Raw genomic sequence first — 14,971 nt, 5'->3', positions numbered from 1 at the left:
ACTCACTAAAACGCTTCGCTGTTCAGTTTTCAAAGAGCATTTTCGCCATCTTTCCGAACGTCTCGGTCCGGAACAGCGACTTTTTTAATATAACACGTTTTGCCCAGATGGTCAAGAGTTTTTTTATCTTTTCATTTCAGCCAAACCGGAAACCATCTGAGATGTAATCGCGTGTCTTAGAAGCGACGTTTGCTAATATAACATGTCCACGCATCTTTAGTCAATAGTATTTTTTGTTTTTATCCAGCCGGAAAATACCCCTTTTCCAGGACGTCACCATCCTGTCTAATGATGACTTCCCGAACCAACGATTTCTTTACCATTCGGTTCAGGAGAAGCCCCAGGTTTATATCCGTTACCTCGATCTCCGGATGCCGGCGCAGCTCTTCGAAAGACCAGGGCCGATTTTTTGATTGCAAAATTTCCTGCAAAAATAGAACGCATTTTTTCATTCGGGACATGACGTGAAGTTCGATTGGCAGCAGCAAAAGTTCTATGCGTTTTTCCAGGGGTTCGTGGCTGGCAATAAGCTCTTCGTATAATTTGTAGACAGATGGCTCAAGCCGTTTTACTTGAGTCCATAAGGCAGGATCAGGCGGCTCTCCTGCTTCACATGCGACCAGCTTTGCCCAGTGATCGAGGGCCTTGAGGACAGAGTGATAGGCATCCAGTTCCATGCGGTTCTGCCAAAAGTCTTTGGCATCCAAATAGTGCTCGAGCAGATGAGAGTACTCTTCACATACTCTCCGCTTCTGTGTCTGCTCGCTGTATCGGGCCAAGCGGTCTCTGATCCGGCCGATATACCCCCGCGTATCGTACAGGATATCGGCATCGCATATCCATGAAACCATTCGCTCATCTGTACCGTTGACAGCCCACTGTTCGACCTGCCATTGGCTGACCCGATGCTCCACAATTTTGCGGTCATCCAGAACAAAATGCTTGGTTTCCCAGCGCGGTTCCGGACGGTTGAGGATAATCACATACAATAGTTCGGCATCGCAGACTGCCATACTGGAATTCTCCCGCCGCGCAACAAGCAATACGGACAGCACGTGCTCTTGGCGAATCATTCGCTCATGGTAAAACCGCAGACTTGCGTCCATCGATGCTCCCCCTACCTACGTGATTACTGGTAAGGATTCTACGCGAGCCGCCAGTTTCCTGCCTGCAACATTGTCAAGCTCGTTTCACGAATGCCCAGTTGTGGTATACTGGGGTGTAGTCTTCTGAACGAAGGAGGAGCCAGCCCATGAAAAATACTGACCGAATCAGTAAAATAAAGCGATTGCGCACCTGGGGAAACTGGGGAATGGGAATCAGCCTGGTGTTGATGTTCGCCAGTTTGGCTGTCTTTTTGGGCTTCCGCGGCCAAATTTTCGCCCATATCCTGCTGACGATCGCGCTGTTGATCGGCTTTATCCTGATGATGGGAAGCACTGTTTTGTTTATGATCTCCGGAATGGTCTCGATGTCGACTCCCCAGGTGGAGTGCCCTACTTGCGGCAAAGTCACAAAGATGCTTGGCAAAGAAGACGCCTGCATGTTCTGCGGCCAACCGCTTTTATTGCCTGCCGAAGATCACCCCAGCAAAGCGTGAATATTCGCGTATACAAAACCCACCTGTCCTTATCCATAACAGGTGGGTTTTCACGTTAATGCCGCTGCAGATTTTTATCGATTTTGGACCACGTATCGTCCTTTTCAAGACCGCGGCGCCAGCCGGCCAATCCGGCGAGGTTATACCGGTGGATCAGCTCCATTCGCTTCAGCAGTGAATCCTCGCCTTCCAGCCACATTTTGTAAGTCGCCCCTTCTGTCTTATCGACGTACTGGACGAAATACTGACCTGTCTGTTCATCCAGCTGTGGAGTTAATTTCTTTTCGTTTATCCAGTTCTCTGCTCCTGACATGGAGAGTGCTTTTGACGTCACTTTTACCGAACCGTCAGCCTGCTTCGTTTCTTTCCACAGGCGAGTGTAAAACGGAACAGCGAGGATCACCTTGTCGGCAGGGACCTCTTCCAATACCCCTTGCAGCCCTTTTTCAGTCCAGGGGAAGGAAGCGACCGAGCCGGCAACCGGGCTTGACCCGCCATGCTCGTCATAAGCCATGATGACGATGTAATCGACGACACTTCCCAGGGCCTGCCGGTCGTAAAACATGGACCAGCGTTCACTGGTGGACTTCACTGTTACATCCATGGAAACAGTCAAGCCTTGCTCGTGGAGATACGGGGTCAGCTCGCGGACAAATTGAACCAGCGGCTCTTTTTCGTCAAGGTAGACATTCTCGAAATCCAGGTTGATACCGTCCAAATCGTACAGATTCGCATAGTGCAGGATCTGGACGATCAACTTCTCGCGCAGGCGAAAATCTGCCAAAAAGGCTTTTGTCATGTCGGGATTAAACCCGTTTGATACCAGTCCCCACACTTTGTATCCCCGTGCATGCGCCCATTTTACATAGGCCGGATCAGCCTTATTGGCCAGTGTGCCCTTCTCGTCAACCACTTCGAACCAGGTAGGCGAAACGACCTGCAAGCCTGGCATCGGTCCGATATTTGCCGCATTGGGCGTCTTGTTTACGACTTGTTCCCAGACCATCGAAATCTTTTTTCCCATTGGCCGCCACGCTGTATCAGCTGCGTTTTTCTCCAGTTGGGGCATGGCCACCTGATAGATCGAGGCAAGCGACACCTTTCCCTTGGGCATATAGCCTGTTAGTCCATCCTTGGTCTGCAGGCGGTACCAGTCCGCTTCCTCATCCAGAATGAATACTTCATCGCCGTTATTCACCTCGCCGACGATCGGCTGCTTCACTGACGGTCCGGTCCGCAATACCTCCGTCTGTTTTCCGCTGGAGATCTTCCCCTGCTGAATGGCATCTCCGGCCTTTTCAACCAGCAGGACATGATTTGATTCGATGTACTCCAAGCGGAAGGGGTACAGTTTTTCCAGCGGAGAGAACGGGATGTACCGAACTCCGTCTATCTCCGTCACTCCAACTCGCAAATCGACCGGCTTGCGGTTTAAAAACACCACAAGCTTGTCGCTCTCCATTCGCAGCACCTTGTCCTTTGTCGTAACGATCACCGACTGGGAAGGTTCGTCCCAGTAAAGATATTCATCCATATTCTCCCGGATAAAGTCAAACGGCAGCAGAATTTGTTCGTCAACCACTTGAAAAGGCTGCGAATAAGCCTTTCCGTGGTAGAGGATGACGTTTTCCCGCCCGTCGTACGGAGCGACTCGCTCAGTAGACGGAAGCTGCAGCCACACGAAAATACTGAAAATCACCAATCCAACAAATAGCAGGAGCATTCCAAAAGTCTTCAGCGGAGCTTTCCTTCGTCTCGGTCGGGTTCGTACATGCAACGGCACATTCATTGCTTATTCAATCCCTTTTGGCTTGCCGGGTCTTTTTTTAACAACAACATTCCTTCTACTCACCCTCGCTTTTCTTTCTCTCCTTACTAAGACGCACAAAAACAAAAAATGTAACTCCATACAATAAAATAACTCCGGGTTAACGCCGGAGCTATCTGCAGCTGCTTATTCTAATGAGACTTTTCCTTCTGGCACTTCTCGCAAACGCCGTACACTTCCATGCGGTGACCCGTCACTTTAAATCCTGCGGTCTGGGCAGCAGCATTCTCAACCTCATTCAGATAGGGGAAATGAAAATCGTGAATCGCGCCGCATTCCGAACAGATCACGTGATAGTGCTCTTCATGGGTGTTGGCATCAAAGCGGCTGGACGAATCGCCATAGGTCAATTCGCGGACCAATCCCGCTTCTTTAAAAACCCGCAAGTTGTTATAAATCGTAGCTACACTCATATTGGGAAACCTGCCCTCCAGCGCCTTGTAGATTTCATCGGCAGTAGGATGGCTCATTGATTCAAGCAGGTACGCTAATATGGCATGACGCTGCGGAGTCATACGAACTCCTGTATTTTTGAGAACTTCAACGGCTTTTTCGACCCGTTCCGTCACCTCGTCATGCACCTCACTTTCCATAGAAAATCCCTTACTTGGTAATTGAAGGATAAAATTCTTTGATAATAACGATCTTTTAATAAGAATTGTTATAAAAAGTGTACGCCGTTACAACCCATCGTGTCAATATCCCCCGCAACGAAAAATCACCTGGGAATATTATCCTTTTTGCGGAGCCTTTGTTTTTTTGACGGTTTTCTTCTGCTCTTTGGCCGCTGACCGGGCAAACTTGCAGTCTTCCCGGAGCGGGCACGAGCCGCACTGCGGGTTTCGCGCCGAACAGAGCCGACGTCCGTGCCAGATGAGCCAATGATGGGCGTCTGACCATTTTTCCCGGGGGATGCGCTTCATCAGCTGTCTTTCCGTCTCATCTACGTTGTCGCTGTTCGCCAGTCCCAGTCGGTTGGCGACCCTGAATACGTGTGTATCAACGGCAATGGCAGGTACGCCAAACGCGTTTGACAGCACCACGTTGGCCGTCTTCCTGCCGACACCGGGAAGGGCCTCCAGTTCGGAATGGGTCTGGGGCACCTCACCGTTGTATTTTTCATATAGGATCCGGCATGTCTCCAAGATGTTTTTACTTTTATTTTTATACAAACCAAGCCCCTTTATGAGCTCCTCCATCTCTTCCTGTGACAGGTGCAAAAAATGCTCAGGCTGATTGTACTTGGCAAAAAGCGGTTCCGTGATCTCATTGACCCGCTTGTCTGTGCACTGTGCAGAAAGAATCGTCGCAATCAAAAGCTCAAACGGAGTCGTGTAATTCAGCTCGCAATGGGCGTCAGGGTACAAATTGTGGAGCGTGTCGAGAATCTTGTCAACAGGCACCTTTCGCCGCCCGCCCGATACCTTTACTTGCGAATCCGACTGTTTCATTCTATACATCTCCCCCTTCATCCTAATATAACAAAAAACACGAGAGTCAGGCTAACCTCTCGTGCCGAGTTGATTTATTCATGCAAATGAAGTTCTGGTTTGCCCAGTTTATGGTTGACCCAGCGTGCGGCTACGAACAAGAAATCTGATAATCTGTTCAGGTATTTGATCACGATGCCATTCACCGGCTCTTCCTGGGTTATCTGAATCGAACGGCGTTCCGCACGGCGCACGACGGTACGGGCGACGTGCAGGGCCGAAGCGGCCGGATGACCTCCCGGCAGAATAAAATTGGTCAGCGTCTCGAGCTCTCCATCCATCTCGTCAATTTTTTGTTCCAGAAAGGCAACGTCTGCTTCCTCGATTGGCCAGCCTACCTTTTTTCCCTGCGGTGTGGCCAATTCGGCACCGATGTGGAACAGTTTCGTCTGAATCACGTGAAACGTCTGGCGAAACTGGCTCCATTCCCCGTCCTCCGGCAGGAAAGAGATGGCAAGGCCAATCGCAGAGTTGGCCTCGTCACACGTTCCGTAGGCTTCAACCCGGGCAGCGTATTTAGGCACTCTGACACCGTGGACAAGTGACGTTTCGCCTTTATCTCCTGACTTTGTGTAGATTCTCATGACACCGTTCCCCTTTTCAATTATTTTCCGGGAAATTACACAGCTTCCGCTACGATGATCAGCTCCGTACTCCCTCTGTCAAACGGAGCCTGGTCAAAAGAGCCGTATCGCTGTACGACCTTAAAGCCATTCAGCCTGAGCAAATGATGCAGTTCTGCCGGAAAGATATAGCGAAGGGTAAATCTGCTGACCAGTTTTTCCACAACCTGGCCATCCTGATTGATCCGTTCGTAGGTCCGCGTCACCTCAGACAGCTGCTGAAAGTGGTCATAGCGGGTAAAATCCCACATGGCGATCTGCTCGCCCGATTCGAGCGGAAACATCCCTCTGAGGGACATCTTTTCGCTTTCTTCGTACAGGTCAGAGATGCGCGGTACGAACACGTTCATGATAAACTTCCCGCCAGGCTGCAGATGGCGCCGAATGCAGCCAAGCGCCTTCATCTGCTCCTGAATATGCAGCAGGTGCAGAAAGGAGCGAAACGGGATGATGATCAAAGGAAATTGCCGATCCAGCTTAAACTGGCGCATATCTCCCTGCATAAAGTCGATACGGCCGGCAACTGACATCTGCTCGGCTTTCTGTTTTGCCCTCGCCAGCATCTCTTCGGACAGATCAAGGCCTGTCACCTTTACCCCAGCCTGGGCCAAAGGGATCGTCACCCGCCCGGTGCCGCAGGCCAATTCAAGCACTTCGCCGCCAGCCTGCTCGGCCATTTTGGTATAAAACGAAATATCACCGGTAACGCCCCGGTTCGTCACATCATAGTAGTCCGCCCAGCGGTAGGTGCTTACGCTCATGGATTTGCCCCCCTCACACGGCCAGCTCAGTGGACGCAAGATAGGCGAGCAGCAGTTTGGCCGTATTCTCGAAGGCATCCCAGTGTGTCCGCTCATGGGAATGGGAGGCATCTATCCCTGGTCCGATCAAGCCGTGGACGATGTCAAAACCGGCCCGCAGTGCTGCGCTGGCGTCAGAACCGTAAAACGGGTAAATGTCCACTTTGTAGTAGATGCCGTTTTCCTCCGCCAATTGGGTCAAACGCTTGCGGAAGCCGTAATGGTAAGGGCCGGATGAGTCTTTGGCGCAGATGGAGACGCAGTATTCGTCGGTAGCCTGCCCCTCCCCGATCGCTCCCATATCGACAGCCAGGTATTCCACAGTCTTCTCCGGTATGCTGGCGTTGCCGCCGTAGCCAATCTCTTCATTGTTGCTGATGAGAAAATGAGTGGTAAAGGGCAGCTCTATGCCTGCTTCGCGCAGATAGGCCAAAACGCCAAATACAATCGCTGCGCTCGCCTTGTCATCCAGATGGCGGGACTTGACAAAACCGCTGGACGTAATCGTCACCCGCGGATCGAAGGAGACGAAGTCCCCCACCTGGATGCCCAGCGCCAGCACATCCTCCCTGCTGTTCACCCGCTCATCAAGACGCACCTCCATCACTTCTTCGGTGCGCTCCATTTTGCCAGCCTCTCTGCTGTAGACGTGAACGGATGCCTTGGTCGTCAAAATCGTCCCGGTGTAGACGCGGCCATCTCCTGTCTCGATCTCGCAGTACTCCCCCTCAACGGCATTCCAGGCAAAGCCGCCAATCATCGTCATGCGCAAACGGCCGTTAGCCTTGATCTCCTTCACCATCGCTCCCAATGTGTCCACGTGAGCGGAGAGCAGACGCTGCCGCTCGTCGCACTTCCCAGGCAGGGTAGCGAGAATCGCCCCTTTATTGGTGACAGTGTAACCTATGCCCAATCGCTTCAGTTCTTGCTCTACCCATTTCATCACCTTACCCGTATTTCCTGAAGGACTGGGAATTCGGGCGAGCTTGGCAAACGTCTCGATCATGTAATCCACGGACAGGCTCATCGAATCATTCCTCCTCTGCCGACCCGGGTCTTAACCCAGATGCTCTTTGATGTACTGAAGTACTTCCTGAACGTGTTCCGCTACTTTCACCTTCGGCCAGACCTTGGCGATTTTTCCCTCTTTGTCGATCAGAAACGTGCTTCGTTCAATGCCCATGTATTCTTTTCCGTACATTTTTTTCAAAGTCCATACACCGTAATCCTCTGCCACCTTGTGTTCGGTATCGGCCAGCAGCACGAACGGCAAATCGTGTTTGGCAATGAATTTGTCATGGGATTTGAGGTCATCAGGGCTTACTCCCAATACGACGGTGTCCAATTTTTCAAATTCGGGATGGTAATCGCGGAAATCGCATGCTTCGGTGGTGCATCCAGGAGTCATGTCCTTCGGATAGAAATACAGCACGACGTTTTTCCCCCGCAGGGAATCAAGCGAGATCGTTTCGCCGTTGCTTGCCGGCAGCGAAAAAGCCGGTGCCTCTTGACCTACTGTAATCATGTATTATCCCTTCCTTCGCTAACGTTGTTGTCTTATTTTAACAAAAGTTTGTCTGTCCCGAAAGTAAACCGGATGTTTCCAACTTCTTCATTGCGCTTTACCCGGTTAAAAGGGTAAAATGAAAAATAAAAAAATGTAAACGAATTTTAAAAATAAGCACTCCTGATCAACTGTGCATAAAACGGATGGTGAATGAATAAGTGAAAGAGTTTTTATACGTGTCAGATCCTGAAGCCCTCAAGTCGCTGGCGATTCCGGAGCGTGTCAAGATCCTTGAGTTATTTGAAGATTTAGAACCGCGGACAGCCAAGCAAATTGCTACGGAGCTGGGGGAAAATGCCGCCAGGCTCCACTACCACGTCAAAGAATTACTGCGCGTCGGTCTGCTCGAACAGGTGGACACCAGGATAAAAGGATCGATTATTGAAAAGTATTACCAGCCAGTAGCGAAAGTCATACAGGTAAACCTGCGGGTCATGATCGAGGAGAACGCACAGCAGCTGGGTGATGTGATGCTCTCGCCGATCCGCACGACGGAAAAGGACCTGCTCAGAACGATCAATCGTTTCGTCGCAAGCGATGTCGACGTGCGCAAGGAGTATTCCGATACCTTTGCCTTCGACGTAGGCGAGCTATATTTGACCAAAGAAGAGCGCAACCAGATCATCGCTGAAATTGGCGGAATTTTGGACAAGTACAAGGAATTGAAGAACGGGGAAGGCAGGCGCAAATTCAAGTACCTGAACATCTTATTCCCGCTGACGGCAGCCGACCCGGCGGAAGAGAAGCTGTTTGCGGAAATGTCCCAGCTGAATAGAGCCATCAAGTAAAGCAGGTCACAAGATCAAAAGAAAGGGGAGCAGCCTGTCGCGGCTGCTCCCCTTTCTTTTATTTGGCCCGCAGGTGCGGCATGATCTTCATCAGGATCGGTGCGGCAATGAGCGCGATCACGATCCCTTTGATTACGTTAAACGGGGCAATCCCGTAGATGATCAGTGACCATAAGCTGCTCATGTGGAACATGGCAAGCAGGTCGGGTACCGACATGTTGTACAACACGGCATAAGCGGGAATCAGCAGGTAGTAGTTGACAGCCGACATGATGACGGTCATCAACAGGGTTCCCAGCGACAATCCAAGGGCAAACCCGGCCTTGCTGCTGCGCTTGCGATACACCCAGACCGCAGCCAGAATATAGCTGGATCCGGCAAGAAAGTTGGCCAGTTCCCCGATCAAGAGACCATCGGTATTTTTCAACAGAAGGTGCAGAACATTCTTGATCAACTCAATCGTCAATCCGGCCGCCGGTCCGAACACAAGTCCGCCCAACAAGCCGGGCAGCGTGCTGAGGTCCAGCTTCAGGAAGGTGGGAAACAACGGCACCTGAAACTCCAGGTACATCAAGACAAAAGCGACTGCAGACAGCAAGGATATGAAGACCAACCTCTTGGTCTGCATCATCTGCTGCGGGTAAAGATGTTGTTGCTGCATGCGACCATCTCCTCATTTTTTTCCTTCTGAGGAATGGCAACAGCATCGTTCAGACGGCCCGCCGTCGAATGCAAAAAGCCCTGAAGACAAAAATTCGTCTCCAGGGCACACACGACATCTCTTGACTGCGACTGCACGGCGAACCAAAGGTCTGCCTTTTCAGGCCAGCCCCACTGCCGCTCATGCCATTCGCACAAGCAAACAAGCACGTCAATAAACGCACTGTCGTCATCCTTCTCCCATCCAGACTGTACTGTCGGCCCTGGATTCGCACCAGATCCTGCACCCTGCCGCTTTTTTTGCGGACGAGGGGCTCGCGGGCTTACACCGAAGTGATCACCGCCGGTCGGGAATTTCACCCTGCCCCGAAGGAATGTTTAGTTATACGAAAATCATTATAAGGCTCCGCCGGGTTTTTGGCAAGGGAAGAGAGTGCTGCTGCCCTCTACGAACCTGCTCCCTGGTATTTTTTTACCCCCCAGTTCCACACCGACAAGCCGATCGCGAAGAAGACGATGCCAACAACAGGCGTCAGCATGGTGTAGGTGTACCACATTTCCTTGCGCAAAAAGTAAGCGGCCGGATAAGTTCCGACGAACGCAAAGGGCAAAATCCAGGTCAGCGTAATGCGAATCGCCTTGTTGTATACGTCGACCGGGTAACGGCCATAGTTTTGAATATTGAAGATCATCGGCGAGATGCCGGTCCGCGAATCAGAGAAGAAGCTGATCGCGGCGATGCCCGTGTACACCCCTGCATAGACGAGCGTGCTGCTGATGACCAGCAGGATAAACAGCAGGATGTCATACCAGGTGAACGACAAGTGCAGACGGATTGCGGCATAGCCCATGATCAACAGTCCGGTGATGATGCCGAAGATCCGGTCTGGCGCCATGGATTCCAGGCAGACCTGAGCCAGATTGTGCACCGGACGGGTAAGGATGCGGTCCATTTCCCCGCGGATAATGTAGCGTTCGTTAAAGTCCCAAAACCCGAAAAACATGGAGAAGAGCGCAAACGGGATCAGAAAATAACCGTAAATGAAGATGATTTCGTCCCGGCTCCAATCCTTCAGCAAAGAGACATGCTGGAAGACGACCACGATAAATACCAGATTGATTAACTCGGAGACCAGGTTCGAGAGAAAATCTCCGACAAAGTCGGCCCGATACGCCAGGCGTGTCTTGAAATACTGGCTGAGGTAATCGCTGAACAAACGGACGATCTGTTTCATCACTAACCTCCTTGCACCACGAGGTTGCGTCGTGCGCGGCGCCACAACAGGGTAATCGGCAGGTACAGGATCGCGATCCAGGCGAACTGCAGCCAGAGCACACCCGCCACATCACTCATCGCTATGGCTCCGGAAAAGATTTTGCTCGGATAGTAGTTGATTGCCTGAAACGGCAGGAAGCCCATCAAGGTCTGCGCCCAGACAGGGAAAAAACTGATCGGCAAAATCAGACCCGACAAAAGGTCGACAACCACCCGTTTAGCCCGCATCATGCCCTCGTTGCGAAACAGGAAAAAGGTCAGGATGCCGGTCAGCAGGTTGATCTGCGTATTGATGATAAAGGCCATCAGCAAGCTGAGCAAATAGACGCCCCAGTGCTGCAGTGTCGGCGGAAAGTGTATCGGCAGAATCAAGCCGGCCAGAATCATGCCCGGAACGGCAAAAAACAACATGCGAAACATCCCTTCGCCGAGGGCCTGGGCCAGTTTTACTGACAGGTAGTTGTAGGGGCGGATCAGCTCAATGGCCACTTTTCCTTCACGGACCTCCTGGGCGATTTCCTGGTCGATGTTGTTAAAGTAAAACGCCCGCGACATCCAGGCGATCGCGACATATACCGTCATCTGCTCCGCGGTCATGCCTCCGAGGCTCTGCTGATCGCCGTAGATGGCTCCCCACAAAAAGTAGTACGCCCCGATATTGATTCCGTAAATGATAATCCCGCTGTAGTAGTTCACCCGGTACGCCAACAGCGTCAAAAAGCGGATGCGAATCAGTTCTGCATACAATTTAACCATTGACCGCAACCCCGCTGTCGACCGAATAAATATTGCGGACGATGTCCTCCGTACTCGACTCCATCACCTTCACATCGCTTACCTCATAGGAGGCCATGACGGTGGACAGCACGAGCGGAAGCATTTCCCTGCTGCGCTGCAGCTTGACCCGGACCGCGTATTCGTTTTCCGCAAACAGCTCGCACGGATACTCGCCAAGCAGACTGCGAAGCTCCTCCAGAGGAATGCGGTGTTTGAATTGAAATGCGATCTCGGTTCCGTTGCCCCACTTTTCTTTTAAATCGCTCAGCATTCCATCAAAAATGAGTTTCCCCTGGTCCATCACGATCACGCGCTTGCACAAGGCCTCGATGTCGGACACGTCATGGGTGGTGAGCAGAATCGTCGTCCGCTCCGACTCGTTCAGGTTGCGCAAGAACTCCCGGATTTTCTGTTTCACCAGCACATCCAGTCCCACGGTCGGCTCGTCGAGAAACAGCAGTCTGGGCTTGTGGATCAAGGACGCAGCGATCTCGCAGCGCATCCGCTGGCCCAGGCTGAGCTTGCGGACAGGCTGGTTGATAAATCCGCCGATGTCCAGCTCTTCTACCAGGCGATCCAGCCAGCGCTTCCCGTCCTCCCCTTCAACTTTATACACGCGCTGAAGCAGGCGAAACGACTCTGTCGGCGAGAGGTCCCACCACAGTTGGGAGCGCTGGCCGAAGACCACTCCGATAGACTTGACGTAATCCTCACGCTGCTTATACGGGATGAAGCCGTTGATGGTGATTTCGCCATCGGTTGGCGTCAGGATCCCGGTCATCATCTTGATGGTCGTCGATTTACCCGCTCCATTCTCACCGATCAAGGCAAAAAATTCGCCTTCCTCCACCTGGAAGGAGACGCCGTCGACTGCTTTTACCGTTTTATATTGGCGATTGAACAAGTCGCGAAATGCTCCCGCTAACCCGGATCGCGCTTGATGAATGCGAAAAACTTTTTGCAGCTGACTGACTTTGATCATCACTGCACGTCCTTTTCATTGTGATTTTTTGTGAATCCATTAGCTAGTTTATATGAGTACGACCATTTCTGCAAAATTGAATGTGCAGGAAAAAAAGGAAAACAGCAAAGTGTGTTATGATAAGGAATGAATTTTTTGAAGGAAATGAGGAATGCATAATGAATCGAGACAGGTCTGCCCAGCTGCATGAACAGGCCCTCGAAGTGATCGTCGGCGGCGTGAACAGCCCGTCCCGCTCGTTTAAAGCAGTAGGCGGCGGCGCTCCGGTCGTGATGGAAAAGGCAAACGGCGCCTATTTCTGGGATGTGGACGGCAACCGCTACATAGATTACCTGGCCGCATACGGGCCGATCATCACGGGACACGCCCATCCGCACATCACCAAAGCGATCACGAAGGCGGCGGAAAACGGCACACTGTACGGCACACCTACCCCGTGGGAGATACAGTTTGCCCGGATGATCAGGGAAGCGATTCCCTCAATGGAGCGCATCCGCTTTAACAATTCTGGCACAGAAGCAGTAATGACCTGCATTCGTGTCGCCCGTGCCTACACCGGACGAACCAAGATCATGAAATTCGCCGGCTGTTACCACGGCCACTCTGACCTCGTCCTTGTTGCCGCCGGCTCCGGCCCGTCGACGCTGGGAATACCGGACAGCGCCGGCATCCCGCAGAGCATCGCCGACGAAGTGATCACCGTGCCGTTTAACGACGCAGAAGCTTTTGCCGATGCGGTCAAACGCTGGGGCAGCGAAACAGCAGCCGTGCTGGTGGAACCGATCGTCGGCAATTTTGGGATTGTCGCTCCCCGCCCCGGCTTTCTCGAGGCGGTAAACCGCATCGCCCACGAAGCCGGGATGCTGGTCGTCTACGATGAAGTCATCACCGGATTCCGCTTCTGCTACGGAGGGGCGCAAAACCTGCTGGGTGTAGAACCCGATCTGACCGCATTGGGGAAAATCATCGGCGGCGGGCTGCCGATCGGCGCCTATGGCGGACGGCGCGAAATTATGGAACAGGTGGCGCCGCTAGGGCCTGCTTACCAAGCGGGAACAATGGCCGGCAATCCAGCCTCGATCCAGGCCGGGATCGCTTGCCTGGAGGTCCTGGGGCAGCCTGGCGTCTATGAGGAGCTGGACCGGCTCGGCGGGCTGCTCGAGCAGGGGATCAGGGCTGCTGCCAAGCGGTACGGAACCCCGATTCAGCTTAATCGGATCAAAGGAGCGCTGGCGGTGTACTTCACCGATCAGCCTGTCATCGATTACGACGGGGCACAGAATGCCGACGGAGAGCTCTTTGGCCGCTTCTTCCGCCTGATGCTTGACGAAGGCATCTGCCTTGCCCCATCCAAATACGAAGCGTGGTTCATCACGACGGCCCATACCGAAGCGGACATCCAGGAGACGATCGCCGCCGTGGAGCGTTCGTTCCAAAAACTACAACTAGGGTAACAGCTGCTTGCGGCCATACTATCAATGACGCCGCATAAGCGCAAATACGTCGCGGGAGGTACCCCATGTCCAAAGGCGAAAAAACGTATCCGCAAGCACCTGAGAAGACCTTGGATTCGAAGATGAGCTCGAAAATGATGGAGGTCGTCGGGTTTCAAAACCCGCGCTTGACCGAGCAACACAAAACACAGCGGCACGACCGTTAGGATGCCTGCATGAAGAAACAGGAGCCCTTTCCCGATACGGGAGTGCTCCTGTTTTCCTTTTCACAATTTGAACAAAAAATCTTTCAAATAAGATGAAACTTATATGTTGTTTTCGCGTATTATTGATTGTGTGGGACTACCCCGCAGATCTTTTGTTTGCCATATAATCCTGGATACAAGATAGATTGAGGACGAGGAGTTGATTTTGTATGTTTTTCCACCCGATGGACTTTCTGATTCTCATTGCCTTTGGATTGTCGCTCTGGGCTCAGTTTCGGGTCAATTCGACGTTCAACCGGTTTGCCGAGGTTCCCGTATCGACCGGTTTGACCGGCGCTGAAGCGGCACGCAGGATGCTGGATGCAAATGGGCTCGGCAACATTCCGATCGAGCATATTCCCGGTACGCTGACTGACCACTACGATCCGATTTCCAAGACGGTTCGCCTGTCAGACCCGGTTTTCTCCGGCAGCTCCATTTCTGCCGTATCGGTCGCCTGCCACGAGGTGGGCCACGCGATCCAGCACAAAGTGGCGTACCCGATGCTGGTGGCCAGACACTACATCTTCCCCGTGGTCAATTTTGCCTCGGGAATGGCTCCCATCCTGTTGATCGCCGGATTTTTGATGAACTGGATGAATCTGGTACTGCTCGGCATTATCTTCTTCAGTGCCGCAGTCGCCTTCCAGCTCATCACCCTGCCGGTGGAATTTAACGCCAGCAGCCGGGCTCGGACGGTGATGGTACAGATGGGCTTTATCCGCAACGCCGAAGAAGAAAGCGTCGGCAAAGTGTTAAACGCCGCGGCGCTCACGTACGTGGCAGCAGCATTAATCTCTGTCTTGCAGCTGCTGAAGTTCGTAATGATTTTCGCCAACAACAGGGATTAATAACCATTTTGAAAGGTCTGGCCCGCTTAC

Annotated in this window: 17 protein-coding genes and 1 riboswitch; of the genes, 5 read left to right on the top strand and 12 right to left on the bottom strand. The window is 52.2% G+C overall.

What is annotated here, in order from left to right; translation table 11 throughout:
* Positions 1-239: 239 nt before the first annotated feature.
* Complete coding sequence (locus ACI7RC_RS24890; RefSeq protein ID WP_408110878.1) at positions 240-1,106, bottom strand: nucleotidyltransferase-like protein; 867 nt, start codon at positions 1,104-1,106, stop codon at positions 240-242.
* 146 nt (positions 1,107-1,252) lie between these two features.
* Between ACI7RC_RS24890 and ACI7RC_RS24885 the strand changes: the two genes are divergently transcribed.
* Positions 1,253-1,600, top strand: a complete 348-nt coding sequence (locus ACI7RC_RS24885) for a DUF2614 family zinc ribbon-containing protein (RefSeq protein ID WP_408110877.1) — start codon at positions 1,253-1,255, stop codon at positions 1,598-1,600.
* A 55-nt stretch (positions 1,601-1,655) separates the two neighbouring features.
* Here ACI7RC_RS24885 and ACI7RC_RS24880 read toward each other — a convergent pair whose 3' ends face one another.
* The 7 genes from ACI7RC_RS24880 to bcp form a co-directional block, all read right to left on the bottom strand.
* Positions 1,656-3,323, bottom strand: a complete 1,668-nt coding sequence (locus ACI7RC_RS24880; RefSeq protein ID WP_408110876.1) for a glycosyl hydrolase family 18 protein — start codon at positions 3,321-3,323, stop codon at positions 1,656-1,658.
* Between the two features lie 236 nt (positions 3,324-3,559).
* On the bottom strand, positions 3,560-4,021 hold the full coding sequence (gene perR / locus ACI7RC_RS24875) for a peroxide-responsive transcriptional repressor PerR (RefSeq protein ID WP_408110875.1): 462 nt from the start codon (positions 4,019-4,021) through the stop codon (positions 3,560-3,562).
* A gap of 138 nt (positions 4,022-4,159) precedes the next feature.
* Positions 4,160-4,879 carry an endonuclease III gene (gene nth, locus ACI7RC_RS24870; protein ID WP_408110874.1) on the bottom strand — a complete coding sequence of 240 codons (720 nt, stop codon included), beginning with the start codon at positions 4,877-4,879 and terminating at the stop codon, positions 4,160-4,162.
* A 74-nt stretch (positions 4,880-4,953) separates the two neighbouring features.
* The gene (locus ACI7RC_RS24865) at positions 4,954-5,502 is read right to left on the bottom strand and encodes a cob(I)yrinic acid a,c-diamide adenosyltransferase (protein ID WP_408110873.1); all 549 of its coding nucleotides are present in this window, start codon (positions 5,500-5,502) and stop codon (positions 4,954-4,956) included.
* Between the two features lie 35 nt (positions 5,503-5,537).
* Positions 5,538-6,302 (bottom strand): class I SAM-dependent methyltransferase, encoded by a 765-nt coding sequence (locus ACI7RC_RS24860; RefSeq protein ID WP_408110872.1) that lies wholly within the window; start codon positions 6,300-6,302, stop codon positions 5,538-5,540.
* A 13-nt stretch (positions 6,303-6,315) separates the two neighbouring features.
* Complete coding sequence (locus tag ACI7RC_RS24855; protein WP_408110871.1) at positions 6,316-7,368, bottom strand: M42 family metallopeptidase; 1,053 nt, start codon at positions 7,366-7,368, stop codon at positions 6,316-6,318.
* Between the two features lie 30 nt (positions 7,369-7,398).
* On the bottom strand, positions 7,399-7,866 hold the full coding sequence (bcp, locus tag ACI7RC_RS24850; RefSeq protein WP_408110870.1) for a thioredoxin-dependent thiol peroxidase: 468 nt from the start codon (positions 7,864-7,866) through the stop codon (positions 7,399-7,401).
* A gap of 200 nt (positions 7,867-8,066) precedes the next feature.
* Between bcp and ACI7RC_RS24845 the strand changes: the two genes are divergently transcribed.
* Complete coding sequence (locus ACI7RC_RS24845; protein WP_408110869.1) at positions 8,067-8,696, top strand: helix-turn-helix domain-containing protein; 630 nt, start codon at positions 8,067-8,069, stop codon at positions 8,694-8,696.
* Positions 8,697-8,754: 58 nt separating this feature from the next.
* Here the strand turns inward: ACI7RC_RS24845 and ACI7RC_RS24840 are convergent, their stop codons facing one another.
* From ACI7RC_RS24840 to ACI7RC_RS24825, 4 genes are all read right to left on the bottom strand, one after another.
* On the bottom strand, positions 8,755-9,357 hold the full coding sequence (locus ACI7RC_RS24840) for an ECF transporter S component (protein WP_408110868.1): 603 nt from the start codon (positions 9,355-9,357) through the stop codon (positions 8,755-8,757).
* Between the two features lie 227 nt (positions 9,358-9,584).
* Positions 9,585-9,734: riboswitch (FMN riboswitch) on the bottom strand.
* A 68-nt stretch (positions 9,735-9,802) separates the two neighbouring features.
* Positions 9,803-10,591, bottom strand: coding sequence for an ABC transporter permease (locus ACI7RC_RS24835; protein WP_408110867.1), 789 nt, complete (start codon positions 10,589-10,591; stop codon positions 9,803-9,805).
* A 2-nt stretch (positions 10,592-10,593) separates the two neighbouring features.
* Positions 10,594-11,388, bottom strand: a complete 795-nt coding sequence (locus ACI7RC_RS24830) for an ABC transporter permease (RefSeq protein WP_408110866.1) — start codon at positions 11,386-11,388, stop codon at positions 10,594-10,596.
* A complete protein-coding gene (locus ACI7RC_RS24825) occupies positions 11,381-12,391 on the bottom strand; it encodes an ABC transporter ATP-binding protein (RefSeq protein ID WP_408110865.1) in 1,011 nt (336 codons plus the stop codon). The genes ACI7RC_RS24830 and ACI7RC_RS24825 overlap by 8 nt, the downstream gene beginning before the upstream one ends.
* A gap of 158 nt (positions 12,392-12,549) precedes the next feature.
* Between ACI7RC_RS24825 and ACI7RC_RS24820 the strand changes: the two genes are divergently transcribed.
* From ACI7RC_RS24820 to ACI7RC_RS24810, 3 genes are all read left to right on the top strand, one after another.
* Complete coding sequence (locus ACI7RC_RS24820) at positions 12,550-13,845, top strand: glutamate-1-semialdehyde 2,1-aminomutase (RefSeq protein WP_408110864.1); 1,296 nt, start codon at positions 12,550-12,552, stop codon at positions 13,843-13,845.
* Between the two features lie 65 nt (positions 13,846-13,910).
* Positions 13,911-14,051, top strand: coding sequence for a hypothetical protein (locus ACI7RC_RS24815; protein WP_408110863.1), 141 nt, complete (start codon positions 13,911-13,913; stop codon positions 14,049-14,051).
* A 209-nt stretch (positions 14,052-14,260) separates the two neighbouring features.
* Positions 14,261-14,941, top strand: a complete 681-nt coding sequence (locus ACI7RC_RS24810; RefSeq protein WP_408110862.1) for a zinc metallopeptidase — start codon at positions 14,261-14,263, stop codon at positions 14,939-14,941.
* Positions 14,942-14,971 lie beyond the last annotated feature (30 nt).

This window comes from Brevibacillus sp. B_LB10_24 (genome assembly GCF_046036945.1).
Lineage (GTDB): Bacteria > Bacillota > Bacilli > Brevibacillales > Brevibacillaceae > Brevibacillus_C.
This window is presented reverse-complemented; position numbering and strand designations above follow the sequence as displayed.

Bases quoted from the DNA above. Each gene is read 5' to 3' on its own strand.
- ACI7RC_RS24890 (WP_408110878.1), bottom strand. From the start codon at position 1,106: ATGGACGCAAGTCTGCGGTTTTACCATGAGCGAATGATTCGCCAAGAG.
- ACI7RC_RS24885 (WP_408110877.1), top strand. From the start codon at position 1,253: ATGAAAAATACTGACCGAATCAGTAAAATAAAGCGATTGCGCACCTGG.
- ACI7RC_RS24880 (WP_408110876.1), bottom strand. From the start codon at position 3,323: ATGCTCCTGCTATTTGTTGGATTGGTGATTTTCAGTATTTTCGTGTGG.
- perR (WP_408110875.1), bottom strand. From the start codon at position 4,021: ATGGAAAGTGAGGTGCATGACGAGGTGACGGAACGGGTCGAAAAAGCC.
- nth (WP_408110874.1), bottom strand. From the start codon at position 4,879: ATGAAACAGTCGGATTCGCAAGTAAAGGTATCGGGCGGGCGGCGAAAG.
- ACI7RC_RS24865 (WP_408110873.1), bottom strand. From the start codon at position 5,502: ATGAGAATCTACACAAAGTCAGGAGATAAAGGCGAAACGTCACTTGTC.
- ACI7RC_RS24860 (WP_408110872.1), bottom strand. From the start codon at position 6,302: ATGAGCGTAAGCACCTACCGCTGGGCGGACTACTATGATGTGACGAAC.
- ACI7RC_RS24855 (WP_408110871.1), bottom strand. From the start codon at position 7,368: ATGAGCCTGTCCGTGGATTACATGATCGAGACGTTTGCCAAGCTCGCC.
- bcp (WP_408110870.1), bottom strand. From the start codon at position 7,866: ATGATTACAGTAGGTCAAGAGGCACCGGCTTTTTCGCTGCCGGCAAGC.
- ACI7RC_RS24840 (WP_408110868.1), bottom strand. From the start codon at position 9,357: ATGCAGCAACAACATCTTTACCCGCAGCAGATGATGCAGACCAAGAGG.
- ACI7RC_RS24835 (WP_408110867.1), bottom strand. From the start codon at position 10,591: ATGAAACAGATCGTCCGTTTGTTCAGCGATTACCTCAGCCAGTATTTC.
- ACI7RC_RS24830 (WP_408110866.1), bottom strand. From the start codon at position 11,388: ATGGTTAAATTGTATGCAGAACTGATTCGCATCCGCTTTTTGACGCTG.
- ACI7RC_RS24825 (WP_408110865.1), bottom strand. From the start codon at position 12,391: ATGATCAAAGTCAGTCAGCTGCAAAAAGTTTTTCGCATTCATCAAGCG.
- ACI7RC_RS24820 (WP_408110864.1), top strand. From the start codon at position 12,550: ATGAATCGAGACAGGTCTGCCCAGCTGCATGAACAGGCCCTCGAAGTG.
- ACI7RC_RS24815 (WP_408110863.1), top strand. From the start codon at position 13,911: ATGTCCAAAGGCGAAAAAACGTATCCGCAAGCACCTGAGAAGACCTTG.
- ACI7RC_RS24810 (WP_408110862.1), top strand. From the start codon at position 14,261: ATGTTTTTCCACCCGATGGACTTTCTGATTCTCATTGCCTTTGGATTG.